The sequence below is a fragment of the Brevibacterium sp. FAM 27836 genome (assembly GCF_051351055.1).
Taxonomy (GTDB): Bacteria; Actinomycetota; Actinomycetes; order Actinomycetales; family Brevibacteriaceae; genus Brevibacterium.
The window spans coordinates 266,978-282,612 of record NZ_CP195711.1 but is presented as its reverse complement, the minus strand read 5'-3'; the positions used below and the strand labels follow the sequence as shown (position 1 = coordinate 282,612).

Annotated in this window: 22 protein-coding genes; 15 read left to right on the top strand and 7 right to left on the bottom strand. The window is 64.6% G+C overall.

Annotation, left to right across the window (positions count from 1 at the left end; translation table 11 throughout):
- Positions 1-54: 54 nt before the first annotated feature.
- The 3 genes from arfB to ACSE4D_RS01365 are packed head-to-tail and all read right to left on the bottom strand — an operon-like array spanning position 55 to position 1,720.
- Positions 55-498 (bottom strand): alternative ribosome rescue aminoacyl-tRNA hydrolase ArfB, encoded by a 444-nt coding sequence (gene arfB / locus ACSE4D_RS01375; protein WP_436326520.1) that lies wholly within the window; start codon positions 496-498, stop codon positions 55-57.
- A 1-nt stretch (position 499) separates the two neighbouring features.
- Complete coding sequence (locus tag ACSE4D_RS01370; protein ID WP_135538243.1) at positions 500-1,105, bottom strand: 1-acyl-sn-glycerol-3-phosphate acyltransferase; 606 nt, start codon at positions 1,103-1,105, stop codon at positions 500-502.
- A gap of 33 nt (positions 1,106-1,138) precedes the next feature.
- Entirely contained in the window at positions 1,139-1,720 is a 582-nt protein-coding gene (locus ACSE4D_RS01365; protein ID WP_436326519.1) for a hypothetical protein, read from the bottom strand.
- A 176-nt stretch (positions 1,721-1,896) separates the two neighbouring features.
- Between ACSE4D_RS01365 and ACSE4D_RS01360 the strand changes: the two genes are divergently transcribed.
- Positions 1,897-2,583, top strand: coding sequence for an NAD(P)H-binding protein (locus tag ACSE4D_RS01360; RefSeq protein WP_436326518.1), 687 nt, complete (start codon positions 1,897-1,899; stop codon positions 2,581-2,583).
- Between the two features lie 109 nt (positions 2,584-2,692).
- Here ACSE4D_RS01360 and ACSE4D_RS01355 read toward each other — a convergent pair whose 3' ends face one another.
- Positions 2,693-3,331 carry a dihydrofolate reductase family protein gene (locus tag ACSE4D_RS01355; RefSeq protein ID WP_436326517.1) on the bottom strand — a complete coding sequence of 213 codons (639 nt, stop codon included), beginning with the start codon at positions 3,329-3,331 and terminating at the stop codon, positions 2,693-2,695.
- A gap of 120 nt (positions 3,332-3,451) precedes the next feature.
- Between ACSE4D_RS01355 and ACSE4D_RS01350 the strand changes: the two genes are divergently transcribed.
- On the top strand, positions 3,452-3,943 hold the full coding sequence (locus ACSE4D_RS01350; RefSeq protein ID WP_436326516.1) for a winged helix-turn-helix transcriptional regulator: 492 nt from the start codon (positions 3,452-3,454) through the stop codon (positions 3,941-3,943).
- A gap of 12 nt (positions 3,944-3,955) precedes the next feature.
- Here ACSE4D_RS01350 and ACSE4D_RS01345 read toward each other — a convergent pair whose 3' ends face one another.
- A complete protein-coding gene (locus ACSE4D_RS01345) occupies positions 3,956-4,894 on the bottom strand; it encodes a sigma-70 family RNA polymerase sigma factor (protein ID WP_426936445.1) in 939 nt (312 codons plus the stop codon).
- On the opposite strand from ACSE4D_RS01345, the gene ACSE4D_RS01340 reads away from it, so the two are divergent.
- The 3 genes from ACSE4D_RS01340 to ACSE4D_RS01330 all read left to right on the top strand — a co-directional run bounded on the left by ACSE4D_RS01340 (position 4,894) and on the right by ACSE4D_RS01330 (position 6,221).
- The gene (locus ACSE4D_RS01340) at positions 4,894-5,283 is read left to right on the top strand and encodes a DoxX family protein (RefSeq protein ID WP_426936444.1); all 390 of its coding nucleotides are present in this window, start codon (positions 4,894-4,896) and stop codon (positions 5,281-5,283) included. The genes ACSE4D_RS01345 and ACSE4D_RS01340 overlap by 1 nt on opposite strands.
- A gap of 103 nt (positions 5,284-5,386) precedes the next feature.
- Positions 5,387-5,719: a VOC family protein gene (locus tag ACSE4D_RS01335; RefSeq protein ID WP_436326515.1), complete on the top strand. Its 333-nt coding sequence runs from the start codon at positions 5,387-5,389 to the stop codon at positions 5,717-5,719.
- Positions 5,712-6,221 (top strand): SRPBCC domain-containing protein, encoded by a 510-nt coding sequence (locus ACSE4D_RS01330; protein ID WP_436326514.1) that lies wholly within the window; start codon positions 5,712-5,714, stop codon positions 6,219-6,221. Before ACSE4D_RS01335 ends, ACSE4D_RS01330 begins: the two co-directional genes overlap by 8 nt.
- Here ACSE4D_RS01330 and ACSE4D_RS01325 read toward each other — a convergent pair.
- Positions 6,172-7,077 carry a carbohydrate kinase family protein gene (locus ACSE4D_RS01325; RefSeq protein ID WP_436326513.1) on the bottom strand — a complete coding sequence of 302 codons (906 nt, stop codon included), beginning with the start codon at positions 7,075-7,077 and terminating at the stop codon, positions 6,172-6,174. The genes ACSE4D_RS01330 and ACSE4D_RS01325 overlap by 50 nt on opposite strands.
- A gap of 119 nt (positions 7,078-7,196) precedes the next feature.
- Between ACSE4D_RS01325 and ACSE4D_RS01320 the strand changes: the two genes are divergently transcribed.
- From ACSE4D_RS01320 to ACSE4D_RS01295, 6 genes are read left to right on the top strand one after another with little or no spacing between them, the layout of a single operon-like run.
- Positions 7,197-7,658 (top strand): DUF2695 domain-containing protein, encoded by a 462-nt coding sequence (locus ACSE4D_RS01320; protein ID WP_436326512.1) that lies wholly within the window; start codon positions 7,197-7,199, stop codon positions 7,656-7,658.
- Between the two features lie 26 nt (positions 7,659-7,684).
- On the top strand, positions 7,685-8,818 hold the full coding sequence (locus tag ACSE4D_RS01315) for a nucleoside hydrolase (protein WP_436326511.1): 1,134 nt from the start codon (positions 7,685-7,687) through the stop codon (positions 8,816-8,818).
- On the top strand, positions 8,815-9,693 hold the full coding sequence (locus tag ACSE4D_RS01310) for a histidine kinase (RefSeq protein WP_436326510.1): 879 nt from the start codon (positions 8,815-8,817) through the stop codon (positions 9,691-9,693). Before ACSE4D_RS01315 ends, ACSE4D_RS01310 begins: the two co-directional genes overlap by 4 nt.
- Positions 9,690-10,523 carry an energy-coupling factor transporter transmembrane component T family protein gene (locus ACSE4D_RS01305; RefSeq protein WP_436326509.1) on the top strand — a complete coding sequence of 278 codons (834 nt, stop codon included), beginning with the start codon at positions 9,690-9,692 and terminating at the stop codon, positions 10,521-10,523. The genes ACSE4D_RS01310 and ACSE4D_RS01305 overlap by 4 nt, the downstream gene beginning before the upstream one ends.
- Position 10,524: 1 nt before the next feature.
- Complete coding sequence (locus ACSE4D_RS01300) at positions 10,525-11,925, top strand: ATP-binding cassette domain-containing protein (protein ID WP_436326508.1); 1,401 nt, start codon at positions 10,525-10,527, stop codon at positions 11,923-11,925.
- Positions 11,926-11,972: 47 nt separating this feature from the next.
- Complete coding sequence (locus tag ACSE4D_RS01295; RefSeq protein ID WP_436326507.1) at positions 11,973-12,512, top strand: HXXEE domain-containing protein; 540 nt, start codon at positions 11,973-11,975, stop codon at positions 12,510-12,512.
- Here ACSE4D_RS01295 and ACSE4D_RS01290 read toward each other — a convergent pair.
- Complete coding sequence (locus ACSE4D_RS01290) at positions 12,445-12,732, bottom strand: YrhK family protein (RefSeq protein WP_135538273.1); 288 nt, start codon at positions 12,730-12,732, stop codon at positions 12,445-12,447. The genes ACSE4D_RS01295 and ACSE4D_RS01290 overlap by 68 nt on opposite strands.
- A 104-nt stretch (positions 12,733-12,836) precedes the next feature.
- On the opposite strand from ACSE4D_RS01290, the gene ACSE4D_RS01285 reads away from it, so the two are divergent.
- The 4 genes from ACSE4D_RS01285 to ACSE4D_RS01270 all read left to right on the top strand — a co-directional run bounded on the left by ACSE4D_RS01285 (position 12,837) and on the right by ACSE4D_RS01270 (position 15,578).
- Positions 12,837-13,619: a hypothetical protein gene (locus ACSE4D_RS01285; RefSeq protein ID WP_436326506.1), complete on the top strand. Its 783-nt coding sequence runs from the start codon at positions 12,837-12,839 to the stop codon at positions 13,617-13,619.
- A 112-nt stretch (positions 13,620-13,731) separates the two neighbouring features.
- Positions 13,732-14,193 (top strand): VOC family protein, encoded by a 462-nt coding sequence (locus ACSE4D_RS01280; RefSeq protein ID WP_436326505.1) that lies wholly within the window; start codon positions 13,732-13,734, stop codon positions 14,191-14,193.
- Positions 14,194-14,329: 136 nt separating this feature from the next.
- A complete protein-coding gene (locus ACSE4D_RS01275; protein WP_436326504.1) occupies positions 14,330-15,013 on the top strand; it encodes a PepSY domain-containing protein in 684 nt (227 codons plus the stop codon).
- A complete protein-coding gene (locus tag ACSE4D_RS01270) occupies positions 14,994-15,578 on the top strand; it encodes a thymidine kinase (RefSeq protein ID WP_436326503.1) in 585 nt (194 codons plus the stop codon). The genes ACSE4D_RS01275 and ACSE4D_RS01270 overlap by 20 nt, the downstream gene beginning before the upstream one ends.
- Positions 15,579-15,635 lie beyond the last annotated feature (57 nt).

Here is a 15,635-nt window from a genome sequence, read left to right as displayed (position 1 = left end):
ATTGTGCTCTTCGAGACCATCCCTGTCACCAGTGGGACTCATCACCACTGGGCCTCAGTCGGGACGGGGCCTGCGGCGGTTGCGTTTGATCTCCGAACGGCGCTGTTCGGACCTGACTCGTCTGCGCCGGGAATTCCTGGACGGCTTCGTTGCTCGTCTCTGCACCGGCGGAGCCAGCGCATCGCGCAGCAGCTGCGCCAGACGCCTCCGCACGTCCTGGCGATTCTTCAGCTGAGAACGCTGCTTCTCCGAGGTCACGGTGAGTACCGTGCCCGACAGGCGAGGCGACAATCGGCCGAGCACCCGCTCGCGCTGAGTCTCGGTGAGGAAGCTCGCCGAAGCCAGATCGAGGCTCAGCTGCACCCGCGAATCAGAGGTGTTGACATGCTGGCCGCCGGGGCCGGAAGACCGGGAGAACTGTTCGGAGATCTCTGCTGCGGGGATGACGAGTCCGGTCGGGATCCCCGGCCCGGACGGCACCCGCACATCACCGTCCATCTCAGTTCGACTCCGCTTCGCCGCTGCGCGGATCTGCTTCGGGGCTCTCCTCACGCAGACTCGGAACGATCTGCAGATGCGGGCGGATGCCGTGCTTGTCGGCATAGAACGCGCGGATCCGGTCCATGTCATGGACCAGGTCATCGGTCATGTCCAAGGTCGGGCCGAGCCCAGTGGTGTGTGTGGCCGAATCAAGATATCCCAAGGTCACGGGCATGCCGGTCTGACGGGCGATGCGGTGGAAGCCGGATTTCCAATGCGAGTGTCCGCCGCGAGTGCCGTCCGGGGTGATGACGAGGCCGAAGACTTCGCCGGCGCGGACACGTTCGACCATCTCGGTGACGATTCTGCTGGGATCGGACCGATCGACGGGGACCCCTCCGAGTCCACGCATGATCGGACCCCGCCAGCCGGTGAACAGAGAATGTTTGCCCAGCCAATGCACCTTCACCCCCAAGCGCCAGGCGATGGCGAGCATGAGCGCGAAGTCCCAATTGGACGTGTGCGGTGCGCCGATGAGTACGGTCGGGCGCTGTGGGGCGGGCTCGCTGACGAGCTTCCACTTGCTGAACGTCCAGAATGTGCGAGCGAGGAGGCGTCGGATCATGATCTCAACGGTAGAGCACGCGCATCTGCAGGCCTACCGGCGCCCATGAATGCGGGGTGCGAATCGCGCATGGGCGGCCGCCAGCACCGGGTAGAGCCGACGATGGCTGAGGACGAACCCGCCCTTCACGAGCAGCCGTGGGTTGAGGTTGCGGCCGCGCCGTCGACGGGTCGCGTCCTCAGTGAGAATATAAGCCAGTGCCTTCGGCCCTCGGCGCACCGCCTGTTCGAAGGCAACCTCCACGATGTCGTGCCAGGGCAGCAGCGTGCCGGGCAGAACCTCACCATGCCGGGCCAACGCGACGCCTGCGGGGGAGAGAACGAGGGACTCGCGCCTGCGCATCCGCACCACCACAGCGATCGGTGCGACGACTAAGCACCCGACGATGCCGACGACGAGAGCCCAGATGCGCAGATTGGCGACGATGATCCACCGGCTGCGCCCGTCCTGGAGCGTTGCGGTGACGATGACGACGAAGAAGGCGAGCAGGCCGATCCCGATGACAAAGGCAAGAACCAGAACGAGGATGGAATGTCGGTTCGAGGAGGGGATGAGCACCGATCGACCGTGCTCCAACGTGGCCACGACAGCGGTAGGGGAGAAGTCGTCGGCCATGGTCATCAGAATACCCCGCGCCGGCGTGGTCCGAACCGAAGAACGGACGATCATCGTCGACGGCTGAGATGCGCTCGCCGAGGCGGTCGACGGCTCCGGTCTCACCTGTCCGGGAATATTCGCGCCGGAGACATCGCTGTACCGAGCACCAAGCATCACCGACAACGGAGGTAGATATGTCTGATTCAGCTCGTGTCGTCATTCTCGGCGGCCATGGAAAGATCGCGCTCCTGGCAGCTCCCAAACTCGCGGCTGCGGGCTTCGCCGTTGACGCAGTGATCCGCAATCCTGACCAGTCCTCCGACGTCGAAGCCGCAGAGGCCAACCCGGTCGTGCTCGACATCGAAACCGCCGACACCCAGGCGCTTGCCGACGTCTTCGCCGGAGCCCAAGCGGTCGTGTTCTCTGCTGGAGCAGGCGGCGGCAACCCTGACCGGACGAAGGCCGTTGACCTCGACGCTGCCAAGCGCTCTGTCGATGCCGCCGAACAGGCCGGCGTCAAGCGCTTCGTCATGGTCTCCTACGCCAGCGCGAGTGTCGACTCCGACCGCGTCGATCCGGACAGCTCCTTCTACCCCTACGTGCAGGCCAAGAGTGGTGCCGATGAGCATCTGCGAGCCAGTTCGCTCGACTATACGATCCTCGGTCCCGGCGGACTCACCCTCGAGCCCTCCAGCGGCAGAGTCCTCCTCGCCGACGCCGCTGGTGACCTCGACGGGCAGAAGCCGGCAGACGATGTGCGCGTGACCTCCCGCGAACTCGTCGCTGACGTCATGACCCACGTCATCGCCGAATCGGCGGCCGTGCGTGAGACCGTGAACTTCTACGACGGGCAGACCCCCATCGCCGAGGCGATCAGCTGACCTGATCATCCACACGGACACAGCCCCGTGCGATGGCCTGTCGTCTCCGATCGGAGACGACAGGCCATCGGTGTATTCAGTGCAGGTATGTCGAAGCTGCCGTCGAGGTTCAGCTTCGGCGGTTCCACAGTTGATGAGTCAGACCGCTTGCCGTGGTGAGGCTCTCGATCGTGAAATGCTTCTCCAGCCCGTCGAGGTCTTCCCAGAGCCAGACCCCGCGGCCGAGGGTGACCGGGACGATGACGAGGTGCATGAAGTCGACGAAACCAGCCGCAAGGAACTGTCTGACCATGGAAGGACCGCCGCCGATCCGGACATTGCCGCCGTCAGCGGCGGCGGTCGCCTCGGCGAGGACATCGGCCGGGGAGGCATCGACGAAATGGAAGCTCGTGCCGTTGTCGAACTCCATCGGCTCCCGCGGATGATGAGTGAGAACGAAGCACGGGGTCTTGAACGGCGGCTCCTCACCCCACCAGCCACGCCAGCCGTCGTCGGGCCACGGCCCCGTCTGGGGACCGAACTTCTTCCTGCCCATGATCTCGGCTCCGATGCCCTGACCCCACATGGCGAACAATGCGCGATCTGCGGTCACCGGAGCGTCGACATGATTCAAACCTTCGATCCCGCGGCCGTCGAAGTAGGAGAACAGCGCCTGCGCTTCACCGATCGGCTGGTCGAAGGTGACGAACTCGCCGGCAGCGAAGCCGTCGAGGGAGACGAAGAGGTTGTTGACACACGCTTTGGCCATGAGCACCCCGATGTGATGGTTCGGCTGATGTCTGCAGTCGGATGGATAGCGTCGGTTCCCGGGAAGTGGACCCAGTGTAAGATTAAGTAGTTTCAGAATGCAATCACTGGAGGTGGATCGATGCCTGCACAGCCGCGCTCAGGATGTGCGATCAACGCCGCCGTCGAAGTCCTCGGCGACAACTGGTCGCTCATCGTCCTGCGCGACATCATCTTTGGCAATCGCCGGCACTTCCGCGAGCTGCTCACCCACAATAATGAGGGCATAGCCTCGAACATGCTCGCCAGTCGTCTGAAGAAGCTCATCGGCGAAGGGCTGCTGACAAAGGCGGAAGCCGCACGCGGGCAGCGAGCCGAATACTCCCTCACCGAGGCTGGAATCCAGACTCTGCCGGTCATGGTCGCTCTCGGGAGCTGGGGGATGACCCACCGTGAGACCTCCCGGGAATTGACGATCCGCTCCCGCCTCATGGCAGAAGATCCGCAGCTCGTGGACGGCCTCATGGATGAACTCCGAGAGACCCACCTCGGAGTGCCCCGCCCGAACCCTGGTGCTCCGCGTTCCTCTCAGCGACTGCAGGCCGCCTACGAGGCGGAGATCGCCGGAAGTTGAATCAGATGGGGGCTATTGTCTCGGCAGTCTCAGCCGCTCCAGCTGCTTCCTTGAGGTGATCGAGACGATGCCGACCATTCTGCCGTCTGCCACGGTGCATGCCATGAATCCCAAGCGGCGGCCGCTCGGCGTCAAAACGAGGAGACCTGGCTCGCCGTTGACGTTGACCTTTCGAATTTCGATCCTGTCCGGATCGCCTCGCCGAATCGCTGTGAGCACCTCGTTCGCACCCATCTGGACCATGTGACCGCGGGCGGTGGTGCGGTGCCAAGTCAGACTCGGGTCGAGGATGTGCAACAGGGCGTCGAAGTCACTGTTCCGTGCGGCAGTGAGGAAGGCGTCGACGACAGCACGACGCTGCGCGAGCTCTCCTGAGGGGCTTGGTGCGTCCTTGACCTTGCGCCGCGCCCGACTGGCGGCCATCTTCGCCGCCGCCTCCGAGGAACCGATGACGGCGGCGATCTCAGCAAAGGGCACTGAGAACATGTCATGCAGAACGAAGGCGAATCGCTCTTCCGAGCGCAGTGAGTCGAGCACGATGAGCATGGCCGGTCCCAACAGATCCGACAGTGTCGCACTCTGCTCAGGAGTCAGCTCATCCTCGTTGACGATGGCTTCATCGACCCAGGCGTCAAGCGACGATTCTCCCCGGGCGGTACGGCGGCGGAGCATATCGAGACAGATTCGTCCGACGACACGGGTCAGCCACCCGCCGAGATTGTCGACGGACTCCGAACTGTGTCTCTCCCAGCGGAGCCACGCCTCCTGAACGGCATCCTCGGCGTCCGAGTGGGATCCGAGCACTCGTGTGGCCAGCGCGGTGAGGCGAGGGCGATGAGCTTCGAACTCTGAGATCGAAGGTGACTCCGCGATGGCTGTTACCTTTCCGGGCGGCGGTGCGTCATCGGAGTGAGAGCCCGACCGGGCTCTTTCGGCAAAGGAGAATTGCAATGATGGATATCGTACTATGGGTCGTCGCCGCCGCGATGGCATTGGCTTTCGGCATCGGCGGAGCCTCGCAGATCGTCCTGCCAAAGGAGAGATACCGTGCGCTGGCTCGCAGCCAGCACTGGGTGGATGATTTCGGCCCTGGGCATATCAAAGCCATCGGAACCATCAAGCTCCTCGGCGTGCTCGGGCTGATCGTACCGCCACTCGTCGGGATCTTCCCGGTGCTCTCACCGATCGCGGCGTGTGGACTCATGCTGGTGATGACAGGGGCGGCGACGACACGATTTCGTCGCAGCGAATGGGGCCTCATGGCAGGGGACACCGCATACCTGCTGGTGTTTGCGTTCCTCGCGTGGGGTCGATTTGCCCTGGCCCCGTTCGGCGGCTGAGTTGAACATCGCTCTTGTCCCCGGGGCCGATGTGTGCTTCTATGGAACAAGTGATTGCAAACTGCAAGCACCTATACTCCAGGCTGATCCCGAAGGAGCGATCATGTTCACAGGACTCATGGCCAATATCGTTGTCACCGGCGAGAAAGAAGCGACCGAATGGTACTCTCGACTCTTCGAAAGGCAGCCGGATGACAAGCCGATGGCGGGGCTGGCCCAATGGTGCTTCGACGAGAAGTTCGGCGTCCAGATCTGGGAGGACCCGCAGCGAGCCGGAGGCTCCAATGTGGTCATCGACGTGGACGAACTCGACACGATGGCCGAGCATCTGCGAGCGGCCGGAATCGACCACGACGAGCCGAGCCGCGGTGGCGGACAGCGCATCCTCCCGGTCAGCGACCCGGATGGAAATCAGGTGGTGTTCTTCGGTGAGTGACGCATCTTCCGATCAGGGTGCGCCGGTGGCCGCCACGATCAACCTCGGCGCTGATTTCGATCACCCTGTCTCGAAGGTGTGGAACGCCTTCGCCGATACGAGGCAGCGCGTGCAGTGGGGAGTCCCCGAGGGAGAGGAGATGATCTGCGATATCGACGAGTTCCGCCCCGGCGGAGCGAGCCGCGCCCGTTGTGGGTCACCAGGAGTGTTGGAGTTCGTCTCCGCTGGGCAGTACTGCTCACTTGCGCCAGAGCGTCACCTCGTGACCACTGAGACCCTCACCAGAGACGATGAGATCCTCTCGACCGCGATCATCACTTGGACGTTTGCCGCGACTCCGACCGGCACCCGCGTGGATCTCGTCGAGCAGGTCGTGTCCTTCGCCGGTCAGGGGATGATCGACGGCCACCGCAGCGGCCATGAAATCTGCCTGCGACAGCTCGCAGAGTTCCTCAGCTCTTCAGGTCCTGGGCCCAGGGAAGGTCGGCTCCTTCGCGACTGACGGTGATCGCCGCCAGCGCTGTGGCCCGTTCGGCCAGCGTCGTGAGCTCCGCTGCACCGAGACCGGACAGTCCCTGTGCTGAAGCGTGCAGATCGTGAATGAGAGAGACCATGAACGTGTCCCCGGCGCCGATCGTGTCCTTGACATCGACGTGTGCCGAGGCCACTGCCACTCGCGCCGAGGCGGTCGCCACGGTCGCGCCCTGACCCCCGCGAGTCATCGCCACCAGCGTCGGGCCCAAACTGAGCAGGTGGCCGATCTGCGTCTCTTCGTCGAGGCCGGGATAGAGCCAATCGGCATCGGCATCGCTGAGTTTGAGGACATCGACGCGTCGAGCCAGATCCTCGAACCGCGGCAGGGCCTCCTCATGGGAGCCGATGATCGACGGCCGGATATTCGGATCGAAGCTGATGAGAGGACGACGTGACTGTGGCCCGGATTCCTCCGCAGCAGTGGTGAGGAGCCGATCGATCACAGCGGCACCGGGTTCGAGGAACGCTGCGATCGACCCGAAGTGCAGGACGGATCGCCCACTGCTGTCGAACAGCGAGGCATCGGGATCCCACCGCAGTCGGAACGTGTACTCGGCCGAACCGTCCGCGGCCAGACGGGCGAGTGCCGTGGAGGTGCTGCCACGCGGGGAGGTGAGCACGGTGACCTCGGACTCACGCAGATGGGCGAGAAGGAATCCACCGTGGAAGTCATCACCGACATCGGTGAGGAACTCGACCTCATCGCCGAGGCGGCCCAAACCGAGAGCGACATTCGCAGGCGCTCCGCCGGGCGCGTAGCGGTCGGGGGCACCGGGGGTGCTGACGATATCGATGAGGGCTTCACCGACGACGAGAATGCTCATGGGCACGATTCTAAGATGAAAATCATATCTCCACTGTGACCTGCGGCAATAGGACGAAAATCGGTGACTGCCATGAGATTGATCGATTTCGTGTCAGTGCCGTCTGGAAGTGTGCGGTCATGGACAAGAACACGATTGACACAGACGTCAGAACGATCATCGACGGTGCTTCGGCCCGCATCCTCACCCCTCGGCCCGGCGAATGCCTGGTCTGCTATGTCTTCCGCCAACTCAGCGAATTCGGCTGCAACGGCACTCACCGCTTCTCGCGCATCTTTCGGGATCAGACGGCCCCGCGGGCCACGGCCCTGTTCGATCGGCTCAGGAGCATGGGGGCGTGCTGCTGCGACGGAGAGATCTTCGGCAATGCCTACCAGCTTTCGACGAACCCGTGGATCATCGAAGCCGGCTCCTTCGCCGAAGCTCTCGGCACCCCGATCAGGACGGTCGAGGTCGATGAAGGCAAGAGCCTCGAGGAGATCGATGAGGCGAAGGCGAGCACGAAGTACCTGTGCTGCAAGATCGTCAGGCGCGGTTCAACGCAGCCCTGCGGGAACTGGGAGCGCATCCCCGGGTGGTGACCGGAAACGTCCGGCAGAATGGAACCATGTCTTCCACACTGCCGCTGTTCCTCGACTGTGATCCCGGGATCGACGATGCGCTCGCCCTCGCCTACCTGTGCTGCCAAGACGACGTCGATGTCGTCGGCATCGCGGCGTCCGGAGGCAATGTCGCCACCAGGCAGGTCGTTGAGAACACCCGCCGATGGCTGGCACTGGCGGAACGCTCCGACATCCCGGTCCATGCCGGCCACGAACTTCCCCTGGCCTGGCAGACTCCGGCGACAGCGCCGGACGAACCATTGGAATACGCCGACCTCACACACGGTGGCACCGGCTGCGGGTACGCCCAGCTGCCGGGAGCCACCGTCCCAGTCAGTTCGGTGTCGGCCGCGCAGGCCTGGGTCGAAGCGGCTCACGCTCATCCCGGGCAGCTCCTCGGCGTCGTCATCGGCCCGACTACGAACCTTGCTCTGGCGCTTGACATCGACCCGGAACTGCCGAGACTGCTCAAACGGATCTTCATTATGGGAGGTGCGTTCAACTATCGGGGCAATACCCGCCCGACGACGGAATGGAACGTCACCTTCGACCCGGAATCCACTTCGCGGGTCATCGCCGCTTTCGGATCGGTCCATGCGCACGCTCACCCCGAACATCTTCCTGTCATCGCACCGATCGAAGCCACCGAAGCCGTGGAGATGACCTCTCAGCGATTCGAGCACATCCTCGACGGAGCTCTCTGCACCGGAAAGGCATGGCAAGCGGTGCTGAGGCAACTGTCCGAGGCGCTGCGGTTCTACTTCGAATTCCACGAATCGGATGGGCTCGGCTACCTCGCCCACATTCACGACCCGTTCGTGCTTGCCTGCGCCCTCAACTGGGCTCGAGAGCACTCCAGTGCGTCGACCGACCCGACACCGGAGCGACCCAGCGCCGGCGAAGGGCCGGGAGCAGCTTCGGCAATGGGGAACGGCACGACCGGCTCACTTCCCTGGGCGAGGACGCTGTGGGCGCCGGTCGATGTCGAACTCACGGGTACACTCACACGAGGCGAAACCGTCGCCGACTGGCTGGGGCGGTGGAACCGGCCCGTGAACGCAGAGATCATCCGCGGAATCGATGCTCCCGCATTCCTCGACCACCTCAGCACCACCCTGATGAAAGGACCACCCGCATGACCACACACTCCAGACGGTCTGGGCAGGGGCCGACCACCACGGTCGGTCCCGGACAAAACCGCAACCTCGCTCTTCCCCTCACCCTCACGCTGCTCGGCTCCCTCGTCGTCATCGGCACCTACCTCGCCGTGCTCCTCACCCAGCCGGCCGACCTCGGAATCGACCTCGGCCACACCACCTTGTGGGTCATGCTCGGCTACCTCGCCGGAGGAGCCCTGCTGGCCGCCGGCACCCTCCCACTCATTCCCCGCAGTGTCCTGGCGCTCATCCCCGTCGCCATCGCGCTCAACATCGTCATCGGTCAGGTCATCGGCAATTACACTCCGGTTCCGCTCTACCTCGACTCCATCGGCACCGTTCTCATCGGCGTCCTCGCCGGACCGGCTGCGGGAGCCTTCACCGGAATCATCTCGAACCTCATCTGGGGTGTGACCTTGAGCCCCAGCGTCATCGCCTTCAGCTCCGGAGCCGCGTTCATCGGTGCCGCCGCCGGATGGGCCGCTCGACTCGGAACCTTCCGCACCCCGTGGACAGCGGTCCTCGTCGGTGCCATCGCCGGTGTTCCCGCAGGAGCCATCGGAACCCCTGTCGCCGCCTACGTCTTCGGCGGTGGTCTCGGCGCCGGCACCGGGGGAGTCGTCGCGATCCTCCAAGCCGCTGGCCTCGAGATGTTCAACGCCACCTTTGCCCAGAGCATGGTCTCCGACATCGCCGACAAGGCACTGATCTTCGCCCTGGCCTGTGTCGTCATCAGGTCCCTGCCCCGACGCATCATCGGGCGCTATCCTTTCGCCCTGCACAGTCGCCCCCGCGCCGAGGCGGCCCGAGAGGATTCGTCGACATCACCGGTCGGTTCGGTTCCCCGAGCGGAATGAGTCCCGTTCGTCCCGAACCCGCCACACCTGAGGACGACATCTTCAGACCCGCACGCCGACTGCATCCGGCTACGGAACTCGTCATCCTGCTGTGCGGTCTGCTGCTCGTCTTCGGGGTGCCCTCACCGATCGTGCCGACACTCATCATCGTCGGCACGATCGGGACCGTCCTCTCCTCGTCGAAGATGAGTCTGCGGTCGTGGTCGCTGACGGTGGGTCTGCTGTGCCTGCCGACTCTGCTCGTCCTCGTCGTCGTCCAGGGGCTCTTCTACCCGGGCACGGAGGTGCATGTGCTCTGGCAGGCCGGACCCGCCCACCTCAGCGTCGAAGGACTGAGCATCGCCGTGCAGATCTGGCTGCGCGTGGCCGCCCTGATCGGCCTGTGCGCCCTGTTCGGGCTCGGATCCGATTCCGCACGGCTCTTCGACGGGCTGCGCCGACTCCGCCTGCCCGCAGGGCTCGCCTATGTCTGTGCCTCGGCCATCGGCCTCATCCCGCTCATCGGCGCACGCACCCGACACATCATCGACGCCAGGAAGGCCCGCGGGTGGGCAGCGGACTCCTGGACGGTGCGGATCCGACTGCTGCCCGGGATCGTCGTCGGACTCGTCACCGCGGTCCTCCTCACCGTCGAACAGCGTCACGAAGTGCTCGAACAGAGCGGACTCGATACCAGCCCGACCACGGTCGCGCTGCAGGACCACAGAGACGGACCGGGCCAGAGCCTCCTGCGCATCCTGACTCCGCTCGCGACCCTCGGACTCATCATCGCCTCGGTGGCGGGACTCCTGCCGCTGCCGGGAGCCTCACAGCTCATCGGCGGTGCCTGAGATGACCGCCAGAATCACCGACGCCGGGTTCACCTTTCTCGGAGAAGCTGATCCCGCGCTGACCGGTATCAGCCTCGAACTCAGCGGCGGAACCATGACCGCCGTGCTCGGCCCCATCGGTTCGGGCACTTCGACGCTGTGCCGCCTGCTGGCCGGCGAACTCGCCGCCCGGGGTACGCTGTCCGGCACCATCGACTGCGACGGAACGGTCGCCCTGCTCGGTGACGATCCGGAAGCGCAGCTGAGCGGAATGACCAGCCACGTCAGCGATGAGACGCAGCTGGCATGCCGATTGCGCGGCTACGCCCCGGCCGATGCCCGAGCCCGCGCCCTGCACATGCTGGGACAGCTGGGCATCGACGAATTGTGGGACCGACGGGTGGACACGCTCTCCGGCGGGCAGAGGCAACTGGTCGCATTGGCACGGATCCTTGCGCCGGGCCCCGACCTGGTCGTCCTCGACCAGCCCGCGCAGTCTCTGGACCCGACGATGCGGGCTCGCCTGTCGACCGTGCTCAAGGAGTTCTGCGCTCACGGAGGATCGGCGCTCATCACCGGTCATCAGATCGACGAACTCACTCGCGACTGTCGGGCAGTGCACCACCTCGACTCCGGACGGCTGCGGCCGGCGACCGCGTCAAAACAGTCCATCGGCGTTTGGGACACTCGTCCCGATGCTGCCGAGCCCGGTCGGAAAGCACCGACTCCGCGGAGGGATCCGCTGCTCACGGTGCGTGACCTGAGAGTGGAGCGGGGGCGCACTCGTATCCTCGACAGTGTCGACCTCGACTTGCACCACGGCGAGCTCGTCACCGTCACCGGAGCCAACGGTGCCGGAAAATCGACTCTCTTGAAGGCGCTCGTCGGACTCCTCGAACGGACGGCAACGGTGACGGGCAGGATCACGCTCAGCCGCCTCGGCGAGGTGACGCATGTGGATGTGCTGCCCGCTCATGAGCGCAGCACCCACCTCGGGTGGGTGGGGCAGGACCCGGGACTCCAACTCTGCGCGGCCACGGTGGCAGATGAGCTGCTGCACTCGGCACCGCTGCCGGCCCACCGACGGCGTGACCGGGCCGAAGTGCGCCGCCGACGACGGTCGGTCGTGGATTCCGTCCTCACCGACGTCGAGCTGAGCTCCGTTGCCGAAGAACATCCGTTCGACCTCGATGTGCCCCGACGCAAAGACGTCGTCATCGCCTCGGCGATGATGACAGGAGCACCTGTGCTGCTGCTCGACGAACCGACGATCGGGCGCGACCTGGCCGGGATGAACCGGTTGAATGCGATCATCGGGCGGGTCCTCGGGCGTGGGGGCGCCGTCGTGGCGACCACCCACGATCAACGCTGGGCAGGTGAGTCGGCGCACCGCAATCTGCGGCTGGCGAACGGTCGAGCGTAAGCATGATGGAATGGTGAACAGATGTTCGCCTGCGGAAAGGACGCACCATGATGCGAGGACCAGCGCTGCTGTTCATCGCCTGGACGCTGCATGACGCCGAGGAGGCGCTGACGTTCCCCGCCACAGCGAACCAGCTGGCCGAACTCACCGGCATCGATGCGCTGCGGATGAGTACGAGACAGGGTCTGGCAGCCATCGGGCTGGTCGGCGCGGTCGTTGCAGGGGCGGGGGTCCGTGGGGCGCAGACCAAGGGGGAGTCACCGTTGTACCGATACGCGGTCGCCGGTCTTGAAGCCCACGTCTTCACTCACCTGCTGTCATCGGCCGTGCTGCGACGCTACACGGCTGGAGTGATCACTGCCGTGCCGATCATGTGGCCGGGAGCGGCCTTGGCCAGACGAGAGCTTGCCGCACTGGGGCGACCACTGACCGCAGCCGACTGGCGAGGTGGCAGTGCACTGATGGCAGCGGTGGCTGCGGCCGCTCACCTGGCTGTGCGCATCGATTGGTCTGTCGGCTTCAGAAATCGAAGGAGTCGTCGCCGGCCGCTGCGGGGCTGCGGAGCCTCTGCAGGTGCAGGTGCCTGATGAGGCGGATGACTGGGCGGATGAGCATCTCCACACTGCCGATGACGAACAGCCACGTTCCCGTATACGTGAGGGAGTCGGAGAAGAACATGAAGCTGCCGACGAGGAACCACACACCGATGAGCACATCATTGGAGATGCTGATGACCTGGTAGCGCTGCCGGATGACGAGCTCCTCACGCCCGATCCGCAGATGAATGTCCCGGTTGCTCTCAGCCATCGCGCTGTCCCCTCTCCATCGAATAGTCCTCTCAGCGAGCCTACTGGTGCAGTCGGCTGATCTGCGCAGAATCTCATGTCAGCAGCGACGTCTACCGTGAGGACATGGATCAGAACACGAACTCATTCGACGCTCTCTACAACGACGCGTACGAGCATCGACCGCTCATGCGCTGGGACGAGCTGCTCGCCTTCGTTCGCAGATTCCCTCAGCTGGCGGCTTTCAACGCTGCTCTCATCGCCCAACAGCGGCCCACTGCCACCTTCGTCGAGACCGAGGACGGATGGCGAGAACGATTCGGCCGAAGCGTCGAGGCCGACGCTACCTCTATGGTCATCCTCCATCCTTTCGGGCCGGTCCGTTTCGTCTACGACATCGCCGACACCACAGGGCCCGAACTGCCGACTGAAGTGTCCACCCCCTTCGCGGCGGTCGGTGCACCCACCTGGGACGGACTGCACCTCGTCGTTGCCACACTGCGCCGGAAGAACCTGCTTCCCGCGCACCTGCCGCAGACACGCAGCGCCAGCGTCATGCTCACCCGTCTCCTCACGGAATTGGCGCTCGTCTACAGCGGGCACCGCGGTTCGCGGCCCGAACTCGCCGTGAGCGCAGCCGACCCGCATGTCGAGCGGTCACAAGTGCGATTCGAAACCGAGTGCATCACCTGGCTCATCGCCGGGCGGATCGGGCTGCGGGCGGCAGCGACCGGTTCGCTCAAGGGCTACCTCAAACACGGTGAGCTCATGCCGCCGGTCTCCCGCGACCGTGTGCTGCACACGGTCAACGCGATCGAGCGTCTCTTCGGCGGGGCGCTCGCCTTCGGGACGGCCGTACGCCACGAAGTGCCGAGCCTGTTCGAACTCGACGAGCAGTTGGCGGTCTGACCTCGGGGACCGAAGCCGGCTTCCGAAGTTCGGGGCCGGACCCTGGTGTCAGGAGTTCGAAGAGCGCACAATAGGGTCGATGTCGGCTCGTTTCCACGATGAAGAGGACGCTATGAGCAGAACAGTCCAAGTCACTTTCGACTGCCACGATCCTGGCAGACTTGCCCGCTTCTGGGCCGAAGCCCTCGGCTACATCGTGCCGGGCCCGCCCGGGGTCCGACTCGGTGCCGACGACGACCCTCTCGACGCGTGGAAGGAGTTCCTCGCCGGCCTCGGAATCGAACTGCGGCCAGAGGACATGCGCGCCGCCATCGAGGACCCCGAGGGGACCGGCCCGCGCATCTTCTTCCAAACAGTGCCCGAAGCCAAGACGGTGAAGAACTGGATCCACCTCGACGTGCGTGCCGCGCCGGGACTCGACGGCGATGAACGAATGGATGCTTTGGAAGCCGAATGCTCCCGGCTGGTGGAGCTTGGGGGAGGTCGGCTTCGACGGGTCGATCCGGATCCGCCATTGGAATTCGGGTTCATCGTCATGGCCGACCCCGAGGGCAACGAATTCTGTCTCGACTGACCGCCTGTTCCCGGCCGGGATGGTCACATCGGGTTCTCTTCGGGAAGGGCACGTCGGACCGGATCCGCATGATGTGCAGATGAGACTTCTCTCAGAAACGTAGGGTCAGCCGCGGGCGACTGTTAGCGTGTGAAATATGAAGACGAATCGCATGGCAATGAGCACAGTGGCAGGACTCGCAGCACTCACTCTCGGCCTGGCCGGGTGTTCCGGAAGTGACTCCGGAGACGGAGCCGATGAGGCTCAGAATTCGCCCGCGGCCAGCGAATCGACCTCCGACAGCACCGCCGAGGACGCCGAGGACCAGGGCGAGGACACCGGCGATGACACGGATTCCGAGGAGGGCTCGAAGCAGGATTCGTCCGGGGACGGGCTGTCCGCCGATGCCGATCTGAGCAAGGACACCCCGGCAACCAGTGCCGAAGATGCGATCAAGACGGCGGAGAAGAAGGTCGGCGACGGCATCGTCCACGGCATCGAACTCGATTGGGACGAGAAGGACCAGGCGTGGCAGTACGAGGTGTCCATCCTCGACGGCAGCACCGATCATGACGTCGAGATCGACGCCGATTCCGGCAAGATCGTCAAACATGAGCAGGATTCCACCGACGACAAGGAGAAGGCCATCGATCTCAACGATCCGATGACCTTCGACGAAGCACTCGAGCTCGCCCAGAAGAAGGCATCCGGGAAACTCGTCGGCTGGAAGCTCGAATACGATGACAACATGAAGGAATTCCAGTTCGACTTCGACAAGGGCGGTGAAGAGACGGAGGTCACCGTCGACACCGAGACCAAGCGTGTCACCGTCGACGACTGATTTCGGCCGACTCGCGGTCATCGCCGGCCCCATGTTCTCCGGGAAGTCCGAAGAACTCATGCGCCGGGTCCGGCGGGCCACGATCGCTGGGACGAAGGTGCTCGTCGTCTCCCATTCCCTCGACACCCGAGTGGACATCGCGACGATCACCTCCCACATCGGGATGAATATCCCTGCCGTTCCCCTCGGCGAGGCTTCGGCCCTCACCGAGGCGGCCCGGGCCGCCGACTACGACCTCATCGCCATCGATGAGGCCCAGTTCTTCGGTCTCGAACTCATCCCCGTCGTCGATGATCTCCTCAGGAGGGGAATCGACGTCATCGTCGAAGGCCTGTGCGTGACCTTCGACGGGCAGCCGTTCGAACCGCTGCCGAGCTTCATGGCCTCAGCCGAAGACGTCCTCAGACTCACCGCAGTCTGCACGGTCTGCGGTCGTGACGCCGTCTTCCACCAGCGCACCGACTCGTCGGAGCTCGCTGCAACCGCCATCGACGCCCGGCACATCGGCGGATCGGACGCGTACGTCGCCCGGTGCCGCCAACATTTCACCGGCGCCCCACATTAGACCGCAGCCGGGGCCGGCGACCCCGGGCCGCCACGAGCCGCGACCGGTGCGACGGAA